Annotated in this window: 20 protein-coding genes; all 20 read left to right on the top strand. The window is 38.0% G+C overall.

The annotated features are described in order from the left end of the window. Nucleotides 1-8 precede the first annotated feature (8 nt). Nucleotides 9-1,691 carry a DAK2 domain-containing protein gene (locus CZ490_RS04580; RefSeq protein ID WP_077617779.1) on the top strand — a complete coding sequence of 561 codons (1,683 nt, stop codon included), beginning with the start codon at nt 9-11 and terminating at the stop codon, nt 1,689-1,691. 140 nt (nt 1,692-1,831) lie between these two features. Beyond that, nucleotides 1,832-2,494 (top strand): L-serine ammonia-lyase, iron-sulfur-dependent subunit beta, encoded by a 663-nt coding sequence (gene sdaAB / locus CZ490_RS04585; protein ID WP_077617780.1) that lies wholly within the window; start codon nt 1,832-1,834, stop codon nt 2,492-2,494. 47 nt (nt 2,495-2,541) lie between these two features. Then, a complete protein-coding gene (sdaAA, locus tag CZ490_RS04590) occupies nt 2,542-3,429 on the top strand; it encodes an L-serine ammonia-lyase, iron-sulfur-dependent, subunit alpha (RefSeq protein WP_077617781.1) in 888 nt (295 codons plus the stop codon). Next, a complete protein-coding gene (recG, locus tag CZ490_RS04595; RefSeq protein WP_077617782.1) occupies nt 3,422-5,470 on the top strand; it encodes an ATP-dependent DNA helicase RecG in 2,049 nt (682 codons plus the stop codon). Before sdaAA ends, recG begins: the two co-directional genes overlap by 8 nt. 129 nt (nt 5,471-5,599) lie before the next feature. Further along, nucleotides 5,600-6,181, top strand: a complete 582-nt coding sequence (gene fapR / locus CZ490_RS04600) for a transcription factor FapR (protein WP_077617783.1) — start codon at nt 5,600-5,602, stop codon at nt 6,179-6,181. A gap of 61 nt (nt 6,182-6,242) precedes the next feature. After that, nucleotides 6,243-7,244 (top strand): phosphate acyltransferase PlsX, encoded by a 1,002-nt coding sequence (plsX, locus tag CZ490_RS04605; protein WP_077617784.1) that lies wholly within the window; start codon nt 6,243-6,245, stop codon nt 7,242-7,244. Between the two features lie 12 nt (nt 7,245-7,256). Next, nucleotides 7,257-8,201 carry an ACP S-malonyltransferase gene (fabD, locus tag CZ490_RS04610; RefSeq protein WP_077617785.1) on the top strand — a complete coding sequence of 315 codons (945 nt, stop codon included), beginning with the start codon at nt 7,257-7,259 and terminating at the stop codon, nt 8,199-8,201. 1 nt (nt 8,202) lies between these two features. After that, on the top strand, nt 8,203-8,943 hold the full coding sequence (gene fabG, locus CZ490_RS04615) for a 3-oxoacyl-[acyl-carrier-protein] reductase (RefSeq protein ID WP_077617786.1): 741 nt from the start codon (nt 8,203-8,205) through the stop codon (nt 8,941-8,943). Nucleotides 8,944-9,063: 120 nt separating this feature from the next. After that, the gene (locus CZ490_RS04620; protein WP_010282514.1) at nt 9,064-9,297 is read left to right on the top strand and encodes an acyl carrier protein; all 234 of its coding nucleotides are present in this window, start codon (nt 9,064-9,066) and stop codon (nt 9,295-9,297) included. 249 nt (nt 9,298-9,546) lie between these two features. After that, entirely contained in the window at nt 9,547-10,278 is a 732-nt protein-coding gene (gene rnc, locus CZ490_RS04625; RefSeq protein WP_077617787.1) for a ribonuclease III, read from the top strand. A 126-nt stretch (nt 10,279-10,404) separates the two neighbouring features. After that, nucleotides 10,405-13,974, top strand: a complete 3,570-nt coding sequence (smc, locus tag CZ490_RS04630; RefSeq protein ID WP_077617788.1) for a chromosome segregation protein SMC — start codon at nt 10,405-10,407, stop codon at nt 13,972-13,974. A 17-nt stretch (nt 13,975-13,991) separates the two neighbouring features. Further along, entirely contained in the window at nt 13,992-14,981 is a 990-nt protein-coding gene (ftsY, locus tag CZ490_RS04635) for a signal recognition particle-docking protein FtsY (protein ID WP_077617789.1), read from the top strand. Nucleotides 14,982-15,106: 125 nt separating this feature from the next. Next, entirely contained in the window at nt 15,107-15,436 is a 330-nt protein-coding gene (locus CZ490_RS04640) for a putative DNA-binding protein (RefSeq protein ID WP_077617790.1), read from the top strand. 13 nt (nt 15,437-15,449) lie between these two features. Beyond that, nucleotides 15,450-16,790, top strand: a complete 1,341-nt coding sequence (gene ffh / locus CZ490_RS04645) for a signal recognition particle protein (protein ID WP_077617791.1) — start codon at nt 15,450-15,452, stop codon at nt 16,788-16,790. Nucleotides 16,791-16,927: 137 nt separating this feature from the next. Next, entirely contained in the window at nt 16,928-17,200 is a 273-nt protein-coding gene (gene rpsP / locus CZ490_RS04650) for a 30S ribosomal protein S16 (RefSeq protein ID WP_077617792.1), read from the top strand. Nucleotides 17,201-17,214: 14 nt separating this feature from the next. Next, a complete protein-coding gene (locus tag CZ490_RS04655) occupies nt 17,215-17,445 on the top strand; it encodes a KH domain-containing protein (RefSeq protein WP_077620944.1) in 231 nt (76 codons plus the stop codon). 66 nt (nt 17,446-17,511) lie between these two features. Beyond that, nucleotides 17,512-17,898: a YlqD family protein gene (locus tag CZ490_RS04660; protein WP_077617793.1), complete on the top strand. Its 387-nt coding sequence runs from the start codon at nt 17,512-17,514 to the stop codon at nt 17,896-17,898. Nucleotides 17,899-17,909: 11 nt separating this feature from the next. Then, nucleotides 17,910-18,422 carry a ribosome maturation factor RimM gene (gene rimM, locus CZ490_RS04665; protein WP_077617794.1) on the top strand — a complete coding sequence of 171 codons (513 nt, stop codon included), beginning with the start codon at nt 17,910-17,912 and terminating at the stop codon, nt 18,420-18,422. A 2-nt stretch (nt 18,423-18,424) separates the two neighbouring features. Beyond that, nucleotides 18,425-19,162 carry a tRNA (guanosine(37)-N1)-methyltransferase TrmD gene (gene trmD / locus CZ490_RS04670; protein ID WP_077617795.1) on the top strand — a complete coding sequence of 246 codons (738 nt, stop codon included), beginning with the start codon at nt 18,425-18,427 and terminating at the stop codon, nt 19,160-19,162. A 134-nt stretch (nt 19,163-19,296) separates the two neighbouring features. Continuing rightward, nucleotides 19,297-19,641, top strand: coding sequence for a 50S ribosomal protein L19 (gene rplS, locus CZ490_RS04675; protein ID WP_077617796.1), 345 nt, complete (start codon nt 19,297-19,299; stop codon nt 19,639-19,641). The last annotated feature ends 86 nt before the right edge of the window (nt 19,642-19,727 follow it).

A 19,727-nucleotide genomic window follows, 5' to 3' on the forward strand; every position in this document is an offset into this window, starting at 1 on the left:
AAATTTGTGTGTCAATTACTACATTAGATGGAAAACGTTTTGCGAAAATGGTGTTATTAGGAGCTACTCATTTATCTAATAACTCAAAAATGGTAGATGCTCTTAACGTTTTCCCTGTTCCAGATGGTGATACAGGAACAAACATGAATCTATCCATGACATCTGGTGCTAAAGAAGTAAAAAATAATGTTACTCCACATATAGGGAAGGTTGGAGCATCCTTAGCTCGAGGATTATTAATGGGTGCTAGAGGGAACTCTGGTGTAATCTTGTCTCAGTTGTTCAGAGGGTTTTCTAAGGCGATTGAACAAAAAGAAACCTTAACAGCCTCTGAGCTTGCCCACGCCTTTGAAATGGGTGTGGAAACAGCTTATAAAGCCGTTATGAAACCTGTCGAAGGAACAATACTAACTGTAGCAAAAGATGCTGCGAAACATGCGGTCGCTGTAGCAAAAGACGAGTCTGATGTTACTGTTGTAATGGAGGAACTCGTAAAAGAAGCAAAAGCATCGTTAGATCGAACACCTGATTTACTTCCTGTATTAAAGGAAGTTGGTGTAGTTGATAGCGGTGGTCAGGGATTATTACTTGTATATGAAGGATTCCTTGCTGAGCTAAAAGGTGAAACTATTGAAAATATGTCAATTGCGTCACCGTCAATGAACGAGCTTGTTAATGCAGAACATCATAAAAGTGTACAAAGTCATATGAACACTGAGGACATTATATTTGGCTACTGTACAGAATTCATGGTAAAGTTTGAAGCAGAGAAAACTAGCAAAAATCCGTTCTCAGAAGAACAGTTTCGTAATGATCTAAGCAATTACGGTGATTCATTATTAGTTATTTCTGACGAGGACATTGTGAAGGTACATATCCATTCAGAGCAACCGGGTAATGTCTTATCATATGGACAACGCTATGGAAGCTTAATCAATATGAAGATTGAAAATATGCGCGAGCAACATACTGCTATCTTAAACGAAGAAGAGGCACACCCTCCTGTACAAGCCAAAAGCAGCAAGGAAAAAGAAAAATATGCAATCATAACTGTTGCGATGGGTTCAGGTATAACAGAACTGTTTAAGAGTATTGGAGCTCATGTCGTTATTGAGGGTGGACAAACAATGAATCCGAGTACTGAGGACTTTGTGAAGGCTATCGAATCAGTGAACGCGGAAAACTATATTCTTCTCCCAAATAACAAAAATATAATAATGGCAGCTGAACAGGCAGCTACTGTTGTTGAAGGAAATATTATTGTTGTCCCATCCAAAACAGTCCCACAAGGGATGTCTGCGTTACTTTCATTTAATCCTACTGGAGAACTTGAAGGAAATCAGTCTTCCATGACAGATGCATTAGGAAATGTGAAGACTGGGCAAATTACATTTGCAGTACGAGATACAAATATAGATGGCATAGATATTACCAAAGATGATTTCATGGGAATTGCTGATGGAAAAATAGTCGTGACAGACAAAGTTAAACTAACTGCGGCAAAAGAATTATTAGCAAATCTTATCTCTCCTGAAGAAGATGAAATCGTAACGATTATCTATGGGCAAGATGCTACCAAAGAGGAAGTTAATGAAATCGCCAAGTACCTTGAAGAAGAGTATGAGGACATTGAGGTTGAAACACATAATGGCAATCAACCATTATATTCGTTTATCTTCTCAGTTGAATAATGGTGTAAAATAGAAGGGATTTATCCCTTCTATTTTTTGGGCGCAATTTCCTGTAGATAAAAATGTTATAGACAAATAGAGTAATATGTAGGAACACAGATTAACCTTATACCATAAACAAAAGGTAAGGGGGAAAACGCATGAAGTATAGAAGTGTTTTTGATATTATTGGTCCTGTAATGATTGGCCCATCAAGCTCTCATACAGCAGGAGCGGCTCGTATCGGAAGAGTGGCAAGAAGTTTATTTGGTCGAGAACCAAAATGGGCGAAAATCTCTTTCTACGGTTCATTCGCTGAAACGTATAAAGGTCATGGGACAGATGTTGCAATAGTCGGTGGTTTGCTTGATTTTGATACTTTTGATGAAAGAATTAAGACTTCGTTGGAAATTGCCAAGCAAGCAGGTATCAAAATAAACTTCATTGAAGAGGAAGCAATTCCAGAACATCCAAATACGGCTCGTGTTTCGATTGGTGATGATGATGGGGAATTAGAACTAGTTGGAATCTCCATTGGTGGCGGTAAAATTGAAATCATTGAGTTGAATGGATTTCAGCTACGCTTGTCAGGTAATCACCCTGCCATTCTTGTTGTTCACAATGACCGTTATGGTGCGATTGCGGGAGTAGCGAATGTACTTGCAAAATATGCAATTAACATTGGGCATATGGAGGTAGCGAGAAAAGAAAAAGGAATGCAAGCCCTTATGACGATAGAGGTAGATCAAAACATTGATCAGGAAGTGTTAGATGAACTTTCCACCCTACCTAATATATTAAAAGTAACTAAAATTGTCGACTAGGCATTACAAATCAAATGCGCCTTGCGCAAGCGACAGGAGGTTTTTGTATGTTTCGTAATGTTGCTGAGTTAGTAGAGCTTGCCACGACTAAAAATATGAAAATAGCAGATGTAATGATTGAACAAGAGGTTGAAGTGACAGGAAAAAGCCGCGAAGTAATCATTACACAAATGGAAAAAAATCTAGAAGTAATGGAAAAGGCTGTTGAGAGAGGTCTAGCAGGTGTGTCATCCCATTCAGGATTAACAGGTGGAGATGCAGTTCTATTACAGGAATATATAAAAAAAGGTAATTTTCTAACTGGTCAAACAGTCTTAGATGCTGTCAGCAAAGCTGTTGCTACAAACGAAGTCAATGCCGCTATGGGAACAATCTGTGCCACACCAACTGCAGGTTCTGCCGGAGTTGTACCAGGTACCTTGTTTGCTGTAAAAGAGAAATTAAACCCCACTAAAGAACAAATGGTTCAATTTTTGTTTACAGCTGGTGCATTTGGTTTTGTTGTTGCAAATAATGCCTCTATTTCTGGTGCTGCCGGTGGCTGTCAAGCGGAAGTGGGTTCTGCTTCAGGTATGGCTGCTGCTGCCATTGTGGAAATGGCAGGAGGATCTCCGCAGCAATCTGCAGAAGCGATGGCAATTACCTTGAAAAATATGCTTGGTCTAGTATGTGACCCAGTAGCTGGACTTGTTGAAGTGCCATGCGTAAAACGAAATGCAATGGGAGCAGCAAACGCAATGGTAGCAGCAGATATGGCTCTTGCGGGTATTACAAGTAGAATACCGTGTGATGAAGTGATCGATGCGATGTATAGAATAGGTCAGACAATGCCAACAGCTTTAAAAGAAACGGCACAGGGAGGACTAGCCGCAACCCCAACCGGACGTGCACTTGAAGCTAAGATTTTTGGGAGTGCGCTAAACAGCGGTGAATAGTCTTTTACAGCAGCCTGTCACTGAAATCAAAGGGATTGGTGAGGAGACAGGACTGCAACTAAATGATATGCATATTTTTACTATTCTTGACCTACTTTTGTATTTCCCATATCGATTTGAAGATTATAGTTTGCGAGATCTTGCAGAGGTTAAGCACGAAGAGAAAATAACGATTGAGGGTAAGATTCATAGTGAACCACTTTTAACCTACTATAATCGCAAGCGTTCGCGTTTAACTTTCAGGGTCTTAGTGGGTCGCTATTTAATAACAGCGACCTGTTTTAATAGACCGTATTATAAAAATAAAATTTCATTAAATGATACCATTACAATTACAGGGAAATGGGATCAACATCGTCAAACCATAACCGTTAGTGAGCTCGTGTTTGGTCCTATGATACAGGATAATCGGATTGAACCTATCTATTCAGTTAGAGGGAAAATTACTGTTAAAGGAATGAAACGATTTATCGCTCTTGCTCTCAAACAATACGGCAACCAGATTGAAGATAATCTTCCAGAGCAACTATTGACAACATACCGTCTTATATCAAAGAAGGATGCTGTTAAAATTATGCATCATCCTACAAGTCATCAAGATTTAAAACATGCTAGAAGACGATTTGTGTATGAAGAGTTTCTTCTTTTTCAACTAAAAATGCAAGCATTAAGGAAGTTTGAAAGAGAACAAACAGCAGGTGCACCAATGGATTTTCAGATGGAACAATTAGAAGGATTTATGGATAAATTGCCATTTCCATTAACAAACGCCCAAACTCGTGTTGTTACTGAAATTATAAATGACCTCCGCTCCCCGTACAGAATGAATCGCTTGCTTCAAGGTGATGTAGGATCTGGAAAAACTGTTGTTGCAGCTATTTCTTTATATGCAGCTATTCTATCAGGATATCAAGGTGCATTAATGGTACCAACTGAAATTCTAGCAGAACAGCATGCACAATCTCTAACGGATTTATTTGCGAAATATGACATAAATATTCAGTTGTTAACAAGTTCGGTTAAAGGTAAACGAAGACGGGAACTTTTAGAGCAACTTGAAACAGGAGAGATTCATATATTGGTGGGTACCCATGCCCTTATCCAAGATGAAGTTAATTTTCATAAACTTGGTCTGGTAATAACAGACGAACAACATCGATTTGGTGTTGAACAACGTAGGATTTTACGCGAAAAAGGCGAACATCCTGATGTTCTTTTTATGACTGCTACACCTATTCCTAGAACGCTTGCGATTACCGTCTTTGGTGAAATGGATGTTTCGATTATCGATGAAATGCCAGCGGGGCGAAAGAGAATCGAGACATACTGGGTTAAGCATGAGATGTTGGAGAGGATACTTGTATTTATTGAAAAAGAGCTTTCAAAAGGTAGACAAGCATATGTAATTTGTCCTCTAATTGAAGAATCGGATAAACTTGATGTGCAAAATGCCATTGATGTTCATACCATGCTTTCGTTTCATTTTCAAAATAAAGCAAATGTTGGATTAATGCATGGTAGGCTGTCCGCAGATGAAAAGGAACATGTAATGAGGCAATTTAGTGACAATGACGTTCAAATCCTCGTTTCAACAACTGTAGTAGAAGTTGGTGTGAACGTTCCAAATGCGACATTAATGGTCATTTATGATGCAGAACGATTTGGATTATCTCAACTACATCAATTACGGGGACGTGTTGGCCGGGGGAGTGAACAGTCCTATTGTATCTTACTTGCTGATCCAAAGTCAGAGGTTGGAAAAGAACGTATGCGGATTATGACCGAAACAAACGACGGTTTTGTTCTTTCGGAAAAGGACTTAGAGCTTCGTGGACCAGGAGACTTCTTTGGGAGAAAACAAAGTGGTGTTCCAGAATTCAAGGTAGCGGATATGGTTCATGATTATCGTGCCTTAGAGGTTGCTCGAAATGATGCTACAAAATTAATCAATTCAGAAGCCTTCTGGAAGGATCAATCTTATAAATATCTAAGAGATGATTTACTACAATCAGGAGTTCTAGACGGAGAAAAGCTCGATTAAAGTAGTGCAACCGAAATTGTAATTGAATTAGGGCAGATTGTGTGGAGTATTTCTTCTTGCAATCTGCTTTTTTTGATTATATACTAACTATTAGTACCTAGTCTTAAGAGTGCGGACGGTGTATTTTTAATGAGAAGAAATAAAAAAGAACGGCAACAACTGCTTCAGGAAACCATTCAAGTTAATCCATTTATAACTGATGAAGATTTAGCAGAAAAATTTATGGTAAGTGTTCAAACAATTCGATTGGATAGACTAGAACTATCTATTCCTGAACTTCGTGAACGAATCAAAAATGTTGCTGAAAAAAAACTAGAAAATGAAGTGAAATCATTACCAATTGATGAGGTAATTGGTGAAATTATTGATATTGAACTTGATCAGAGTGCGATTTCAATCTTTGAAGTCACCGATGAGCATGTTTTTAAACGAAATCATATTGCCCGTGGACATCATCTCTTTGCTCAAGCAAACTCGCTAGCTGTTGCTGTGATTAATGATGAACTGGCCCTTACTGCAAAAGCAAACATACGCTTTACGAGGCAGGTTAAATTAGGGGAAAGGGTCGTTGCAAAAGCAAAAGTGAAGGGCGTCCCAGATAAAGGAAGAACAATTGTAGATGTAAATAGCTATGTTGGAAATGAGCCTGTTTTTTCGGGTGAATTTACGATGTTTCGTTCAAATAAACAAGTTAAGCTTGATTCAGAATAGGTTAACGTTTGATAAAAGTGTAATAATACTATTTAACAGCAAACAGAAGGACTGATACAAAATGAAAATAGCAATCGATGCAATGGGTGGAGACCATGCACCTGAAGAAATTGTTAAGGGAACAATGACTGCACTGCAGCACTATACTGATTTAGAAGTTACACTGGTTGGTGATGAAGATAAAATTCGTCAATACATAACTTCGGAAGAAAGAGTATCCATTATACATACAACAGAAGTAATTGAAGGCACAGATGAGCCCGTTAGAGCGGTTCGTAGAAAAAAGAATGCATCCATGGTACTAATGGCCAAGGAAGTTAGTGAAGGTCGTGCAGATGCATGTATTTCTGCTGGAAATACTGGGGCACTAATGACGGCTGGGCTTTTTATCGTAGGGAGAATTGAAGGGATTGACCGCCCGGCTCTAGCACCTACATTGCCCACTTTAAATAAACAGGGCTTTCTTATGTTAGATGTTGGTGCAAATGTTGATGCAAAACCCGAACACCTACTTCAATATGCAATAATGGGATCCATCTACTCTGACAAAGTTCGAGGAGTCAAGAATCCAAGGGTGGGTCTATTAAATGTTGGAACGGAAGATAAAAAGGGTAATGAGCTTACAAAACAAGCATTTGATTTATTGAAATCATCCAAACTTAACTTTGTCGGAAACGTTGAAGCAAGAGATTTACTAGACGGAGTTGCAGATGTTGTAGTGACAGATGGTTTTACAGGAAACGTTGCTCTAAAGACAGTTGAAGGTACGGCACTTTCAATGTTTAAGATGCTTAAAACAGCATTTACTAGTAATCTAAAAAGCAAACTTGCGGCCGGACTACTGATGCCACAATTAAAGATATTGAAAAAGACGATGGATTACTCTGAATATGGTGGAGCGGGATTGTTTGGCTTAAAAGCGCCCGTTATTAAAGCACACGGTTCTTCGGATGCAAATGGTATATTTAGTGCAATACGTCAAACATACGATATGGTTGAAAAAGATGTTGCAGGAACAATACATAAAACATTAGAGGATATACATCCAAAAGTAAATGAATAGGGGGAATATAGATTGGGTAAATTGGCATTCGTTTTTCCAGGACAAGGTTCTCAAATTGTAGGAATGGGAAAGGAATTAGCAGACACTTCTGAAGTTGTTCAGCAAATCTTTACTAAAGCTGACAATGCTTTGGGTGAAGAACTTTCTTCACTGATTTTTAACGGTCCTCAGGAAACACTAACACTCACTGTGAACGCACAGCCATCACTATTAACAACAAGTATAGCAATTCTTGAAAAATTCAAGGAGGCAAATCTTACACCTCAGTTCGTCGCGGGGCATAGTCTGGGTGAATACACAGCATTAGTTGCGGCTGGTGCACTGCGTTTCGAGGATGCGGTACGTACGGTTCGAAAACGTGGTGAATTCATGGAAGAGGCGGTTCCAGCAGGTCAAGGAACGATGGCAGCCATCCTCGGGATGAGCAGTGAAGATTTACAAGCAGTTACTGAAGAGATTTCCGGTTCCGGACACCCTGTTCAATTAGCAAATATTAATTGTCCAGGTCAGATTGTTATTTCAGGTGCAGCTGAAGGGGTAAAACAGGCTTGTGAACTCGCTAAGGAGAAGGGGGCCAAGCGTGCAATTCCTCTTGAAGTTAGTGGACCATTTCATTCTATCTTAATGGAGCCTGCTGCTGAAAAGTTACGTTCGGTATTAGATCAGATTGACATTAATGACGCATCCATACCTGTAGTAGCAAATGTAAATGCAAAGTCTATGACTGGTTCTGATCAAATAAAAGAAAATTTAGTCAAACAATTATATTCTCCTGTTCTATGGGAAAATTCAATTCAGTTCATGCTTGACCAAGGCGTAGATACCTTTATTGAAATTGGTCCTGGTAAAGTCCTTTCAGGATTAATTAAAAAAGTAAATCGAAGAGTTGCAACATATGCAATTAGCGATACAGAAACTCTTCAAGCAACAATCAATGCGTTAAAGGAGGGCAATTAATATGTTAAATGGCAAAGTGGCATTGGTTACTGGTGCATCTCGTGGAATCGGGCGCACGATTGCACTTGAATTAGCAAAAGCTGGTGCAAAGGTTGCAGTGAATTATTCTGGTAGTGAACAAAAAGCAAACGAAGTTGTAGATGAAATTAAAGCATTAGGACAAGAAGCGGTTGCTATTCAGGCAAATGTATCTGATTCTGAATCAGTGACAAACATGGTAAAGGAAGTTATTTCTACTTTTGGTAGCCTTGATATACTCGTAAATAATGCCGGAATCACCCGAGATAATTTATTGATGAGGATGAAAGAAGAAGAGTGGGACGATGTTATTAATATAAACCTAAAAGGAGTATTCCTTTGTACAAAGGCTGTAACAAGACAAATGATGAAGCAGCGCTCTGGGAAAATTATTAACATTGCTTCAATTGTGGGTGTTAGTGGAAATCCAGGACAAGCTAACTATGTTGCCGCAAAAGCCGGTGTTATCGGCCTAACAAAAACTGCAGCGAAGGAGTTAGCAAGCCGCAATATCAACGTGAATGCTGTAGCTCCAGGGTTTATTACTACTGATATGACTGATAAATTGCCTGACGATGTTAAAAATGAAATGCTTAAGTTAATTCCTCTTGCAAGATTTGGTGATACAACAGATATCTCAGGAGCTGTATTATTCTTAGCCTCGGATAACAGTACTTATATGACTGGTCAAACATTACATATTGATGGTGGAATGGTGATGTAACTAGAAACTTATTGGTTTCTGTCATTAGTAACGAAATGAAAACTACAACCTTTTCTACTATAGGACCTTGCGCTTTCCTAGTAAAACCAAATATAATACTTTGAGGGGAGGTGAATGGAAATGGCAGATGTTTTTGAGAGAATTACAAAAATCGTTGTTGACCGCTTAGGTGTTGAAGAATCAGCAGTAACTTTAGAAGCTTCTTTTAAAGATGACCTAGGAGCGGATTCATTAGACGTTGTTGAACTAGTTATGGAACTAGAAGATGAGTTTGATATGGAAATTTCAGATGATGAGGCTGAAAAGATTTCTACAGTTGGTGACGCTGTAAATTACATAAAAAGCCAGCTATAATAATTCTTAAAGAAAAGTCCCGTTATTTAACGGGGCTTTCTCAAGGTTTTAGCGCAGTCGTCTAGCTCTCATCAGGTCTAATAACCTTTGTCAAGAAAAGTCAAAGAGAAGAGCGACTTTTTTTGACAAAGAACATTAGCTTGTCGGGCTTTTACAGGACAAAGATGTGCTGACGTCTACATTCGTCACAGGACGTAGACAATCCACTCTTATTGCGCCTGCGCTTTTCTAATTGGAGGTTAACGTAAGGTGAAGCGGATAAATAAAGATAGAAGCAGTAGGGTCGTTTTAAAATTTAAGACGTTTCAGGAGCGACTTGGCATTGAGTTTCATGATGAGAGTCTTCTTATTCAAGCATTTACACATTCATCTTATGTGAATGAGCATCGAAAAAAGCCGCACGAAGACAATGAACGGCTCGAATTTTTAGGGGATGCTGTTTTAGAACTTACCATTTCCAAGTTTTTATTTAAAAAGTTTCCAATTATGAGTGAAGGTGAACTAACAAAGATGCGTGCAGCAATTGTGTGCGAACCATCTTTGGTAACATTTGCTAACGAACTAAAATTTGGAGAATTTGTTTTACTAGGAAAAGGTGAAGAAATGACCGGTGGTAGATCACGTCCAGCTTTACTTGCAGATGTATTTGAAGCTTTTATTGGGGCTTTGTATCTTGATAAAGGTTTAGAGGTTGTGAATCAGTTCTTAGATAAAACAGTTATTCCAAAAATTAATGCGGGTGCTTTTTCTCATGTGATGGATTATAAAAGTCAACTGCAAGAACTAGTTCAGCGAGACGGAACTGGGATTATTGAGTATAAGGTCTTACAAGAAAAAGGACCAGCTCATAGTCGAGAATTCGTTTCAAGGGTTTCTCTAAATGGTGAGGAGCTAGGTACTGGTTCAGGAAGATCTAAAAAAGAAGCAGAGCAACATGCTGCAGAAATAGCTTTACAAAAGCTTAAGAATAAACAACAATAAACAGAAGCCCCACGAATCCGTGGGGTTCTATTTTTGACTTTTTAGTTATGGTATAAAAAGTAATCCCGAACGAAACTAGTTTGTGATAAAATATGTAAGACTTAATTACAATTGAGGGGGAAGTTTATGTTCCTCAAACGTTTAGATATAGTAGGATTTAAATCGTTTGCTGAAAGAATAGCGGTAGATTTTGTACCAGGTGTAACGGCTGTCGTTGGCCCGAACGGTAGTGGGAAAAGTAATATTACTGATGGAATCCGATGGGTTCTTGGGGAACAGTCCGCAAAATCTTTGCGTGGAACGAAAATGGAAGACATCATTTTCGCAGGAAGTGACAGCCGTAAAGCATTAAATGTGGCTGAAGTAACCTTAACTTTAGATAATGAGGATCATTTTTTACCTATCGATTATCATGAAGTAAGTGTAACAAGACGTGTATATCGTTCAGGTGAAAGTGAATTTTATATAAATAAACAATCATGCCGATTAAAGGATATTGTTGATTTATTTATGGATTCAGGACTTGGTCGAGAAGCATTTTCGATAATAAGCCAAGGGAAAGTGGAAGAGATTCTTAGCAGCAAAGCCGAAGAACGAAGAAGTATCTTTGAAGAAGCTGCAGGAGTGTTAAAGTATAAAACTCGTAAGAAAAAAGCAGAGTATAAACTTGCAGAAACACAGGAAAACTTAAACCGAGTTAATGATATTATTCACGAACTTGAATCTCAAATAGAACCATTGCAGATACAATCATCGATTGCAAAGGACTATCTTGCAAAAAAAGAAGAGCTTGAGAAAATTGAAGTTGGCTTAACGGTGTTTGAAATTGAAGATCTTCACGAAGAATGGGAGAAATTTTCAAAACTTGTTGAAGAGCATAAGGAACAGGAACTTGCTTTAAATACACAACTTCAACGTAAAGAAGCAAAAATTGAAGAACTTCGAACAGGTATTGAATCTACAGATGCGTCGATACACGAACTACAACATCATTTATTGAGAACTAGTGAAGAGCTTGAAAAGTTAGAAGGTAGAAAAGAAGTTTTAAAGGAACGGAAAAAAAATTCAACACAAAATAAAAGTCAGCTTGAAAATTCTATTCTTGAATTATCACAAAAGCTGGAAATCGTAACGAATACTAAGCAAATAGAACAATTAGAATTATCAAAGTTAGTTGAGGAAGTTAAAGAACTTGAATTACAGTTAAAAGAAAAGCAAACTTTGCTAGCTTCGTATGACCAAAACATTGAAGAAAAAATTGAACAACTAAAAAGCGATTATTTTGATTTGCTTAATAAGCAGGCATCTTACCGAAATGAAAATACTTATATCAAGGAACAGATATCACAGCAAAAGTCGAAGATAAATCGTCTGGATGAATCAAACCAAAAGTATTTAACGGAGCGCAAGGAGATTCTTAATGAAAAAGTACGTCTCCAGACAAAGCTTTCTGTTATTGAACAAGAGATAAATAACCAAATTGGATCTTTTAGAGAGTTACAAACAAAACTTGAAAATAGTAAGAAAAATTATCAGAAGCAAGAAAGCATGCTCTATCAAGCATATCAATACCTTCAACAGACAAAGTCAAGAAAAGAAATGCTTGAAGAGATGCAGGATGATTATTCCGGGTTCTTTCAGGGAGTAAAAGAGGTTCTAAAAGCTAGAAATGACCAACTTGAAGGTATTGAAGGTGCTATTGCTGAACTTATTCATGTTCCTAAGGAATATGAGACTGCGATTGAAATTGCTCTTGGTGCAGCCACACAACACATCGTTGTGGACAATGAAAAAAATGCAAGAGCTGCCATTCAATATCTAAAGAAACACTCTTATGGACGAGCAACATTTTTACCAATGAACGTCATTAAAGAACGTTCAATAAGTGCAACCCAACTAGTCGCCATTAAAGGACATCAATCATTCATCGGATTAGCCTCAGAATTGATAACCTTTGAAAGTAAGTACAGTTCGATAATCTCGAACTTATTAGGAACTATTCTGATTACAACAGATTTAAAGGGTGCAAATGAACTGGCATCACTCATAGGTCATAGGTATCGAATTGTTACACTTGATGGTGATGTCGTCAATCCGGGAGGTTCAATGACTGGTGGTGCAGTTAAGCAGAAATCAAATTCACTACTTAGCCGTGGTAGGGAGCTTGAGGCAATAACTGTGAAGTTTGCTGAAATGGAAACAAAAACCGCTGAACTTGAAAAGAATGTGAAGAGCAAGAAAAAACAGATATCCGAGCAGGAAGAGTTGTTGGAGAATCTGCGACAGTTGGGAGAAACTTTACGACTAAAAGAACAAACTGTTAAAGGTGAATATCGGGAAGTTGTATTGAAAGAGCGAAATGTGAATGAGCATCTAGAGCTTTATGATGATGAGAAGAACCAATACTTGGTAGATGAAGATAAAATGACAGCTAGGTTAAATGAATTGCAACAGGAGCTAACTGTGCTTGAGAATGAGCTCCAAACTCTAGATACAACCATCACTCAGCTCAATTCACAAAAGTCAGTACAACAGACTTCTCGTGAAACGGTCCAAGCAGAAATTACCGATCAAAAAGTAATTTTAGCTAGGAAAAAACAAGCACTCGAACACCAACAGGAGAAAATGAACCGATTAGAAGAAGAGTATAATGATGGCTTTGCTAGACTCACAGATTTGAAAGAGGATTTAGCCCTTCTCGATAGTGAAATGACTAGTAGTAATTCTGGAGAATTAGAACTTGAAGAGGCATCGAAGAAGAAGCTGCATGACAAAAATGAAACAGTCCAAATGATTAGCAACAAACGAGAGTATCGCCTCCAGCTACAAATGACACTAGAAGACCTTGAAAGAGATTTGAAAGAATCCAGACGTCAGTATAAACAACTTGTTGACATTCTCCAGGACGAAGAAGTTAAGGTGAATCGTTTGGATGTAGAACTTGAAAATTGTCTAACACATCTTCGCGAGGAATATATGTTAACTTATGAGGCTGCAAAGGAACAATATCCGCTTCAAATTGAAGTTTCCGAAGCAAGAAAGAGAGTAAAATTAATAAAACTTGCAATCGAGGAACTAGGTACAGTAAACCTCGGAGCGATTGATGAGTATGATAGGGTTTCAGAAAGATTTACATTCTTAAGTGAACAACAAAATGACCTACAAGAAGCAAAGGATACGTTATTTCAGGTAATTGATGAAATGGATGACGAAATGAAAAAGCGTTTTGAAACTACTTTTACAAGTATTCGTTCCCATTTCGAATCGGTTTTTCAAGCACTCTTTGGTGGTGGACGAGCAGACCTTCGTCTTACTGATCCAAATGATCTACTAAATACAGGGGTTGAGATTGTTGCCCAGCCTCCGGGCAAAAAACTCCAAAATCTAGGGCTTCTATCTGGTGGTGAACGTGCATTAACAGCAATTGCATTACTATTCTCAATCCTTAAAGTACGCCCGGTTCCATTCTGTGTACTTGACGAGGTGGAAGCAGCACTCGATGAAGCTAATGTGTTTCGTTTCGCCCAATATTTAAAAAATTATAGCCATGAAACACAATTTATTGTGATTACCCATCGTAAGGGTACTATGGAAGAGGCGGATGTATTGTATGGAGTGACTATGCAAGAGTCAGGGGTTTCAAAACTAGTGTCCGTACGTCTAGAAGATACAAAAGAATTGGTAACGCAGAATTAGATTGAAAGGGGATTAACATGAGTTTTTTTAAGAAATTAAAAGATAAAATTACAAATCAGGCCGATGCAGTTACAGAAAAATTTAAAGATGGTTTATCAAAAACCCGTAATTCTTTTTCGGAACGAGTGAATGATTTAGTAGCACGTTACCGGAAAGTAGATGAGGACTTTTTTGAAGAACTTGAAGAAATTTTAATTGCTGCCGATGTCGGTGTTTCTACAGTGATGGAACTCATTGACGAACTTAAGATGGAAGTTAAAAAGAGAAACATTCAGGACACAAGAGAAGTTCAAAGTGTTATATCTGAAAAGCTTGTTGAAATTTACCAAGGGGGCGATGAAAAATCTCCAAAGCTTAATATTCAAGAGGATGGACTTACAGTCATTTTAGTAGTGGGTGTAAACGGTGTTGGGAAAACAACATCCATTGGAAAAATCGCAAACCGTCTTAAGAGTGAAGGGAAGTCTGTCTTATTAGCTGCGGGAGATACTTTCCGTGCTGGTGCGATTCAACAACTTGAAGTGTGGGGAGATCGTGTTGGTGTAGAGACAATCAAACAATCAGAGGGATCGGACCCTGCAGCTGTAATGTATGATGCGGTACAGGCAGCGAAGTCTCGAAATGTTGATGTATTAATTTGTGATACTGCGGGCCGCCTTCAAAACAAAGTGAACCTAATGAAAGAGCTTGAAAAAGTAAAACGAGTGATTGAACGTGAATTACCAGGTGCACCTCATGAGGTCCTACTAGTTTTAGATGCAACTACTGGACAAAATGCCTTAACACAAGCGAAAACATTTTCTGCGGCCACAGATGTAACGGGAATTGTTTTAACGAAATTAGATGGAACAGCTAAAGGTGGTATCGTCCTTGCAATCCGAAATGAGTTGAACATTCCTGTAAAACTAGTAGGACTCGGAGAAAAAGTTGATGACCTGCAAGAATTTGATGCACAAAACTATGTTTACGGCTTATTTGCAGACATCGTCGAAAAAACAGAAGAATAAACCAATCCAAAAAGAGCCTGCGTAACGGGCTCTTTTTAAGTAAAGTAAATTGACTTGACAAGCTAGTAGCGATTAGTTAAACTAATAACTTGTAAAGGTATTTCACTTAACAAGGGGGAGATACTATGCTTGAAAAAACAACGAGAATGAACTATCTCTATGATTTCTATCAATCGTTGTTAACACCAAAGCAAAGAAATTATATGTCTTTATATTACTTAGATGACTTTTCCCTTGGTGAAATAGCAGAGGAGTATAAGATTAGTCGTCAAGCTGTCTATGACAATATCAAGCGTACAGAGACCATGCTTGAAGAGTATGAAGAAAAACTGTTACTATTTCAAAAGTTTCAAGAGCGAAGAGAACTGATCACTGAGCTAAAACAGCTTTCTCAAGAATATGAGAATAGCACTAGGCTTCAAAATGTGATACAGTTGCTTGAGAAATTAGAATAGGGGGCGGTGAGAAATGGCATTTGAAGGGTTATCCGAACGACTGCAAGGTACACTGCAGAAAATTCGTGGTAAAGGAAAAGTATCTGAATCCGATGTAAAAGAAATGATGCGCGAAGTTCGTCTTGCATTGCTCGAGGCTGATGTTAATTTCAAAGTTGTTAAGGACTTTGTAAAGCGTGTTAGTGAAAGAGCTGTCGGACAGGAAGTAATGAAAAGCTTAACACCTGGACAACAAGTTATTAAAGTCGTTCAGGATGAACTTACCACACTTATGGGTGGTGAGCAAAGTAAACTTGCAGTTGCCAAAAGACCACCAACGGTTATCATGATGGTTGGTTTACAAGGTGCTGGTAAAACAACAACTACTGGTAAGCTTGCAAATCTATTACGAAAAAAACATAATCGTAAACCACTTCTTGTGGCGGCTGATATTTATCGTCCAGCAGCGATTGACCAATTGCAGACTTTGGGAAAACAGCTTAATATGCCTGTTTTTTCTCTTGGGGATCAGGTTAGTCCTGTTGAGATTGCAAAACAAGCCATCGAAAAGGCTAAGGAAGACCATCATGATTATGTCTTAATTGATACAGCTGGTCGTTTGCACATCGACGAAGAGCTGATGGACGAGCTTAAGCAAGTTAAGGAAGTCACAAAACCTGATGAAATCTTTCTTGTTGTTGACGCAATGACAGGACAGGATGCAGTTAATGTGGCACAAAGCTTCAATGATTTACTTGGTTTAACTGGCGTTGTTTTAACAAAGCTTGACGGTGACACCCGAGGTGGTGCTGCATTATCAGTCAAGGCAGTTACAAATACTCCAATTAAATTTGTAGGTCTTGGTGAAAAGTTAGATGCGATTGAAGCATTTCATCCGGAACGGATGGCTTCCCGTATACTAGGGATGGGTGATGTACTTTCTCTAATTGAGAAAGCACAAGCATCAGTTGATGAGGACAAAGCAAAAGAGCTGGAAAAGAAGTTCAAGACAATGTCCTTTACATTTGATGATTTTCTCGAGCAATTAGCTCAGGTACGTAAGATGGGTCCGCTTGATGAGATTCTTGGTATGCTACCGGGTGCTAATAAAATGAAAGGCCTTAAGAATGTTCAGGTTGATGATAAACAAATTGGTCATGTCGAAGCAATAATAAAATCCATGACCAAAGTTGAAAGAGAACAACCTGAAATCATCAATTCAAGTCGCAAAAAACGGATTGCAAAAGGTAGCGGTCGAACTGTCCAAGAAGTAAACCGTCTCTTGAAGCAATTTGAAGACATGAAGAAAATGATGAAGCAAATGTCGAACATGTCAAAAGGTAAGAAAAAAGGATTTAAATTTCCTTTTATGTAAGAAAAGGCATGAATTTTCTTTAAGGAAACGTAGTAATAATAACCATTTAACTGATGTAAAGAAAAAACACTTTACAAACAAGTATATAACAGTTAATATTATATCTTGTTGAAATATTTTCGGAGGTGCTATATAAAATGGCAGTAAAAATTCGTTTAAAACGCATGGGAGCAAAAAAATCTCCTTTCTATCGTATTGTTGTAGCTGATTCTCGTTCACCACGTGATGGACGTCAAATTGAAACAGTTGGAACTTATAATCCAGTTGTTCAACCTGCAGAGGTTAAAATTGATGAAGAATTAGCATTAAAATGGTTACAAAATGGTGCAAAACCATCTGATACAGTTCGTAACTTGTTTTCAAAACAAGGAATTATGGAGAAATTCCATAACGCAAAAAACGGTAAGTAATGGGTAACCTACAGATGAAAGAGTTAATTAAAACAATCGTACAGCCGCTTGTTGATCACCCTGAAGAAGTTGAAGTAACTGAGACTTCTGATAATCGTAACATCACCTATTTACTTAGTGTGAATAAGGAAGATATGGGTAAGGTTATCGGGAAACAAGGTCGTGTTATTAAGGCGATTAGAACTGTTGTCTACGCAGCAGGGACAGGACATGATAAACGAATTCATCTAGAAATTAACGAATAGCAATACAGAAAAAAGGGCGAGGGAAACCTCCCCTTTTTTCTGTAAAAACGTAAGGGTTGTGTGCGTGTGAAAATTATCCAAAACGTTGAAGTGAAACAAATCTTAACAGAAAACAGCAAAACAAAACTCATCGATTCATTGCAAACCAACAAAAATCAACTCCTAAAAGAATGCGGGCAGCTTACATTCGAACTTAAAAAGATGGAAAAACTTAATAAGTTTGAACCTTCTAAAATAAATCTATATTTTACAAACGAGATTGAGACTAGGCAGGAAAAAATCAAACAACTTGATTTTCAAATTGAGCAAATACATATGCTACCACTAGGTAGTGAAATTAAAGAGAAGGAAGTTCAAGCATTACTAGAAATTAACGTAGGTGACAACTGGAACGAAGTAACAACTGCACGAACTATTGTAATCAAAGAAGGAAGAGTCGAAGAAATTCGTTAGAGGTGAGATAAATGGACAAGTGGTATAACGTCGGAAAGATTGTGAATACTCATGGGATAAGAGGTGAGGTTCGGATTATTTCAAGAACGGATTTCCCTGAAGAGCGATATAAGATTGGAAACACACTGCATATTTTTTTACCTGATACAGAACCAATTGAAGTTACAGTACAGTCGCACCGTATACATAAAAATTTCGATTTAGTCACATTTGAAGGCTATGATAACGTAAACGATGTGGAACCATTTAAAGGCTCATTAGTGAAAGTACATGAGAGTCAGCTAGGAGAATTAGAAGAAGGGGAATATTATTTTCATGAAATTGTTGGCTGTACGGTCGTAACAGAGGAAGGTAATGAGATAGGAATAATAAAGGAGATTTTAACACCAGGTGCAAATGATGTATGGGTCGTAAAGGGAGAGAAGAATAAAGAAGTATTAATTCCGTTTATTGACGATATCGTCAAGGAAATTAATATCCAGGAAAAACGAATTACGATTCAACTTATGGAAGGATTAATCTAAAAATGAAAATTGATATTTTAACCCTTTTTCCAAATATGTTCTCAGGTGTACTTGGTGAATCAATCTTAAAAAAGGCTCAGGAAAAAGAAAAAGTTTCGTTTAGAGTGGTAAACTTTCGTGAATACGCTGATAACAAGCATCAAAAAGTTGATGATTATCCTTATGGTGGTGGCGCAGGGATGGTGTTAATGCCTCAGCCGATTATTGACGCAGTTGAGGATCTCACTAATCAAACTGAAACAAAGCCTAAAGTAATTCTACTTTGTCCCCAGGGTAAAAGATTTACTCAGAAAAAAGCTGAGGAATTGGCAAAAGAAGATCATCTGATATTTATTTGTGGCCACTATGAAGGGTATGATGAAAGAATCCGCGAACACTTGAATACTGAAGAAATATCAATCGGTGATTTTGTTCTAACCGGTGGAGAGCTTGGAGCAATGGTCATCTCGGATAGTGTTGTTCGACTTTTACCTGGAGTTTTGGGAAACGAAGACTCGCCTGTTCTCGATTCCCATAGCACAGGATTATTGGAACATCCCCATTATACAAGACCTGCAAATTTTCGAGGGATGACAGTTCCAGATGTTTTATTATCGGGAAATCATAAGAATATTGAAGAGTGGAGAGAAAAAGAATCGCTTCACCGAACCTATAAAAGAAGGCCAGATTTACTCGAAACCTATCAACTTTCATCAAAACAAGAAAAATGGTTAAATGAATTTAAAATAGATAAAGAGTAACTATTGCAACGGTAACGGTATTATGGTAATATACTCTTTGTGACTTGGGCAATTTGTCCGTGGTCTTATTAAGATGTTCCGCTGCAATGAATGAATATTGGTAAGAGCATCTGTTGGAAGGAGTTGAAATGACGATGCAAAACATTATTGAAGAAATCACAAAAGAACAATTAAGAACTGACCTTCCTGAATTCCGTCCTGGAGATACAGTACGTGTACACGTGAAAGTTATCGAGGGTACTCGTGAACGTATTCAGGTATACGAAGGTGTTGTGATTAAGCGTCGTGGTGGAGGAATTAGTGAAACATTCACCGTTCGTAAGGTATCTTACGGAGTTGGTGTTGAACGTACATTCCCTGTGCATACACCAAAAATTGCGAAGCTTGAAGTAGTACGCCGTGGTAAAGTCCGCCGTGCGAAATTATACTACCTACGCGAACTTCGTGGTAAAAAAGCACGTATTAAAGAAATTCGATAATAAAGCAGAAAGGAGCTTGTATAAAAATAACAAGCTCCTTTTACATTTGCGGAAGTAATCTTTATAATAGAAGAATATAGAAGAAA

The organism is Litchfieldia sinesaloumensis, assembly GCF_900156865.1.
In the GTDB taxonomy this organism is placed as follows: domain Bacteria; phylum Bacillota; class Bacilli; order Bacillales; family Bacillaceae_L; genus Ferdinandcohnia; species Ferdinandcohnia sinesaloumensis.

Coding starts and splice junctions, on each gene's coding strand:
- CZ490_RS04640 (WP_077617790.1), top strand. CDS start 15,107: ATGCTTGAAAAAACAACGAGAATGAACTATCTCTATGATTTCTATCAA.
- plsX (WP_077617784.1), top strand. CDS start 6,243: ATGAAAATAGCAATCGATGCAATGGGTGGAGACCATGCACCTGAAGAA.
- smc (WP_077617788.1), top strand. CDS start 10,405: ATGTTCCTCAAACGTTTAGATATAGTAGGATTTAAATCGTTTGCTGAA.
- fapR (WP_077617783.1), top strand. CDS start 5,600: ATGAGAAGAAATAAAAAAGAACGGCAACAACTGCTTCAGGAAACCATT.
- rpsP (WP_077617792.1), top strand. CDS start 16,928: ATGGCAGTAAAAATTCGTTTAAAACGCATGGGAGCAAAAAAATCTCCT.
- sdaAB (WP_077617780.1), top strand. CDS start 1,832: ATGAAGTATAGAAGTGTTTTTGATATTATTGGTCCTGTAATGATTGGC.
- rimM (WP_077617794.1), top strand. CDS start 17,910: ATGGACAAGTGGTATAACGTCGGAAAGATTGTGAATACTCATGGGATA.
- sdaAA (WP_077617781.1), top strand. CDS start 2,542: ATGTTTCGTAATGTTGCTGAGTTAGTAGAGCTTGCCACGACTAAAAAT.
- CZ490_RS04620 (WP_010282514.1), top strand. CDS start 9,064: ATGGCAGATGTTTTTGAGAGAATTACAAAAATCGTTGTTGACCGCTTA.
- CZ490_RS04655 (WP_077620944.1), top strand. CDS start 17,215: ATGAAAGAGTTAATTAAAACAATCGTACAGCCGCTTGTTGATCACCCT.
- ftsY (WP_077617789.1), top strand. CDS start 13,992: ATGAGTTTTTTTAAGAAATTAAAAGATAAAATTACAAATCAGGCCGAT.
- ffh (WP_077617791.1), top strand. CDS start 15,450: ATGGCATTTGAAGGGTTATCCGAACGACTGCAAGGTACACTGCAGAAA.
- trmD (WP_077617795.1), top strand. CDS start 18,425: ATGAAAATTGATATTTTAACCCTTTTTCCAAATATGTTCTCAGGTGTA.
- rplS (WP_077617796.1), top strand. CDS start 19,297: ATGCAAAACATTATTGAAGAAATCACAAAAGAACAATTAAGAACTGAC.
- fabG (WP_077617786.1), top strand. CDS start 8,203: ATGTTAAATGGCAAAGTGGCATTGGTTACTGGTGCATCTCGTGGAATC.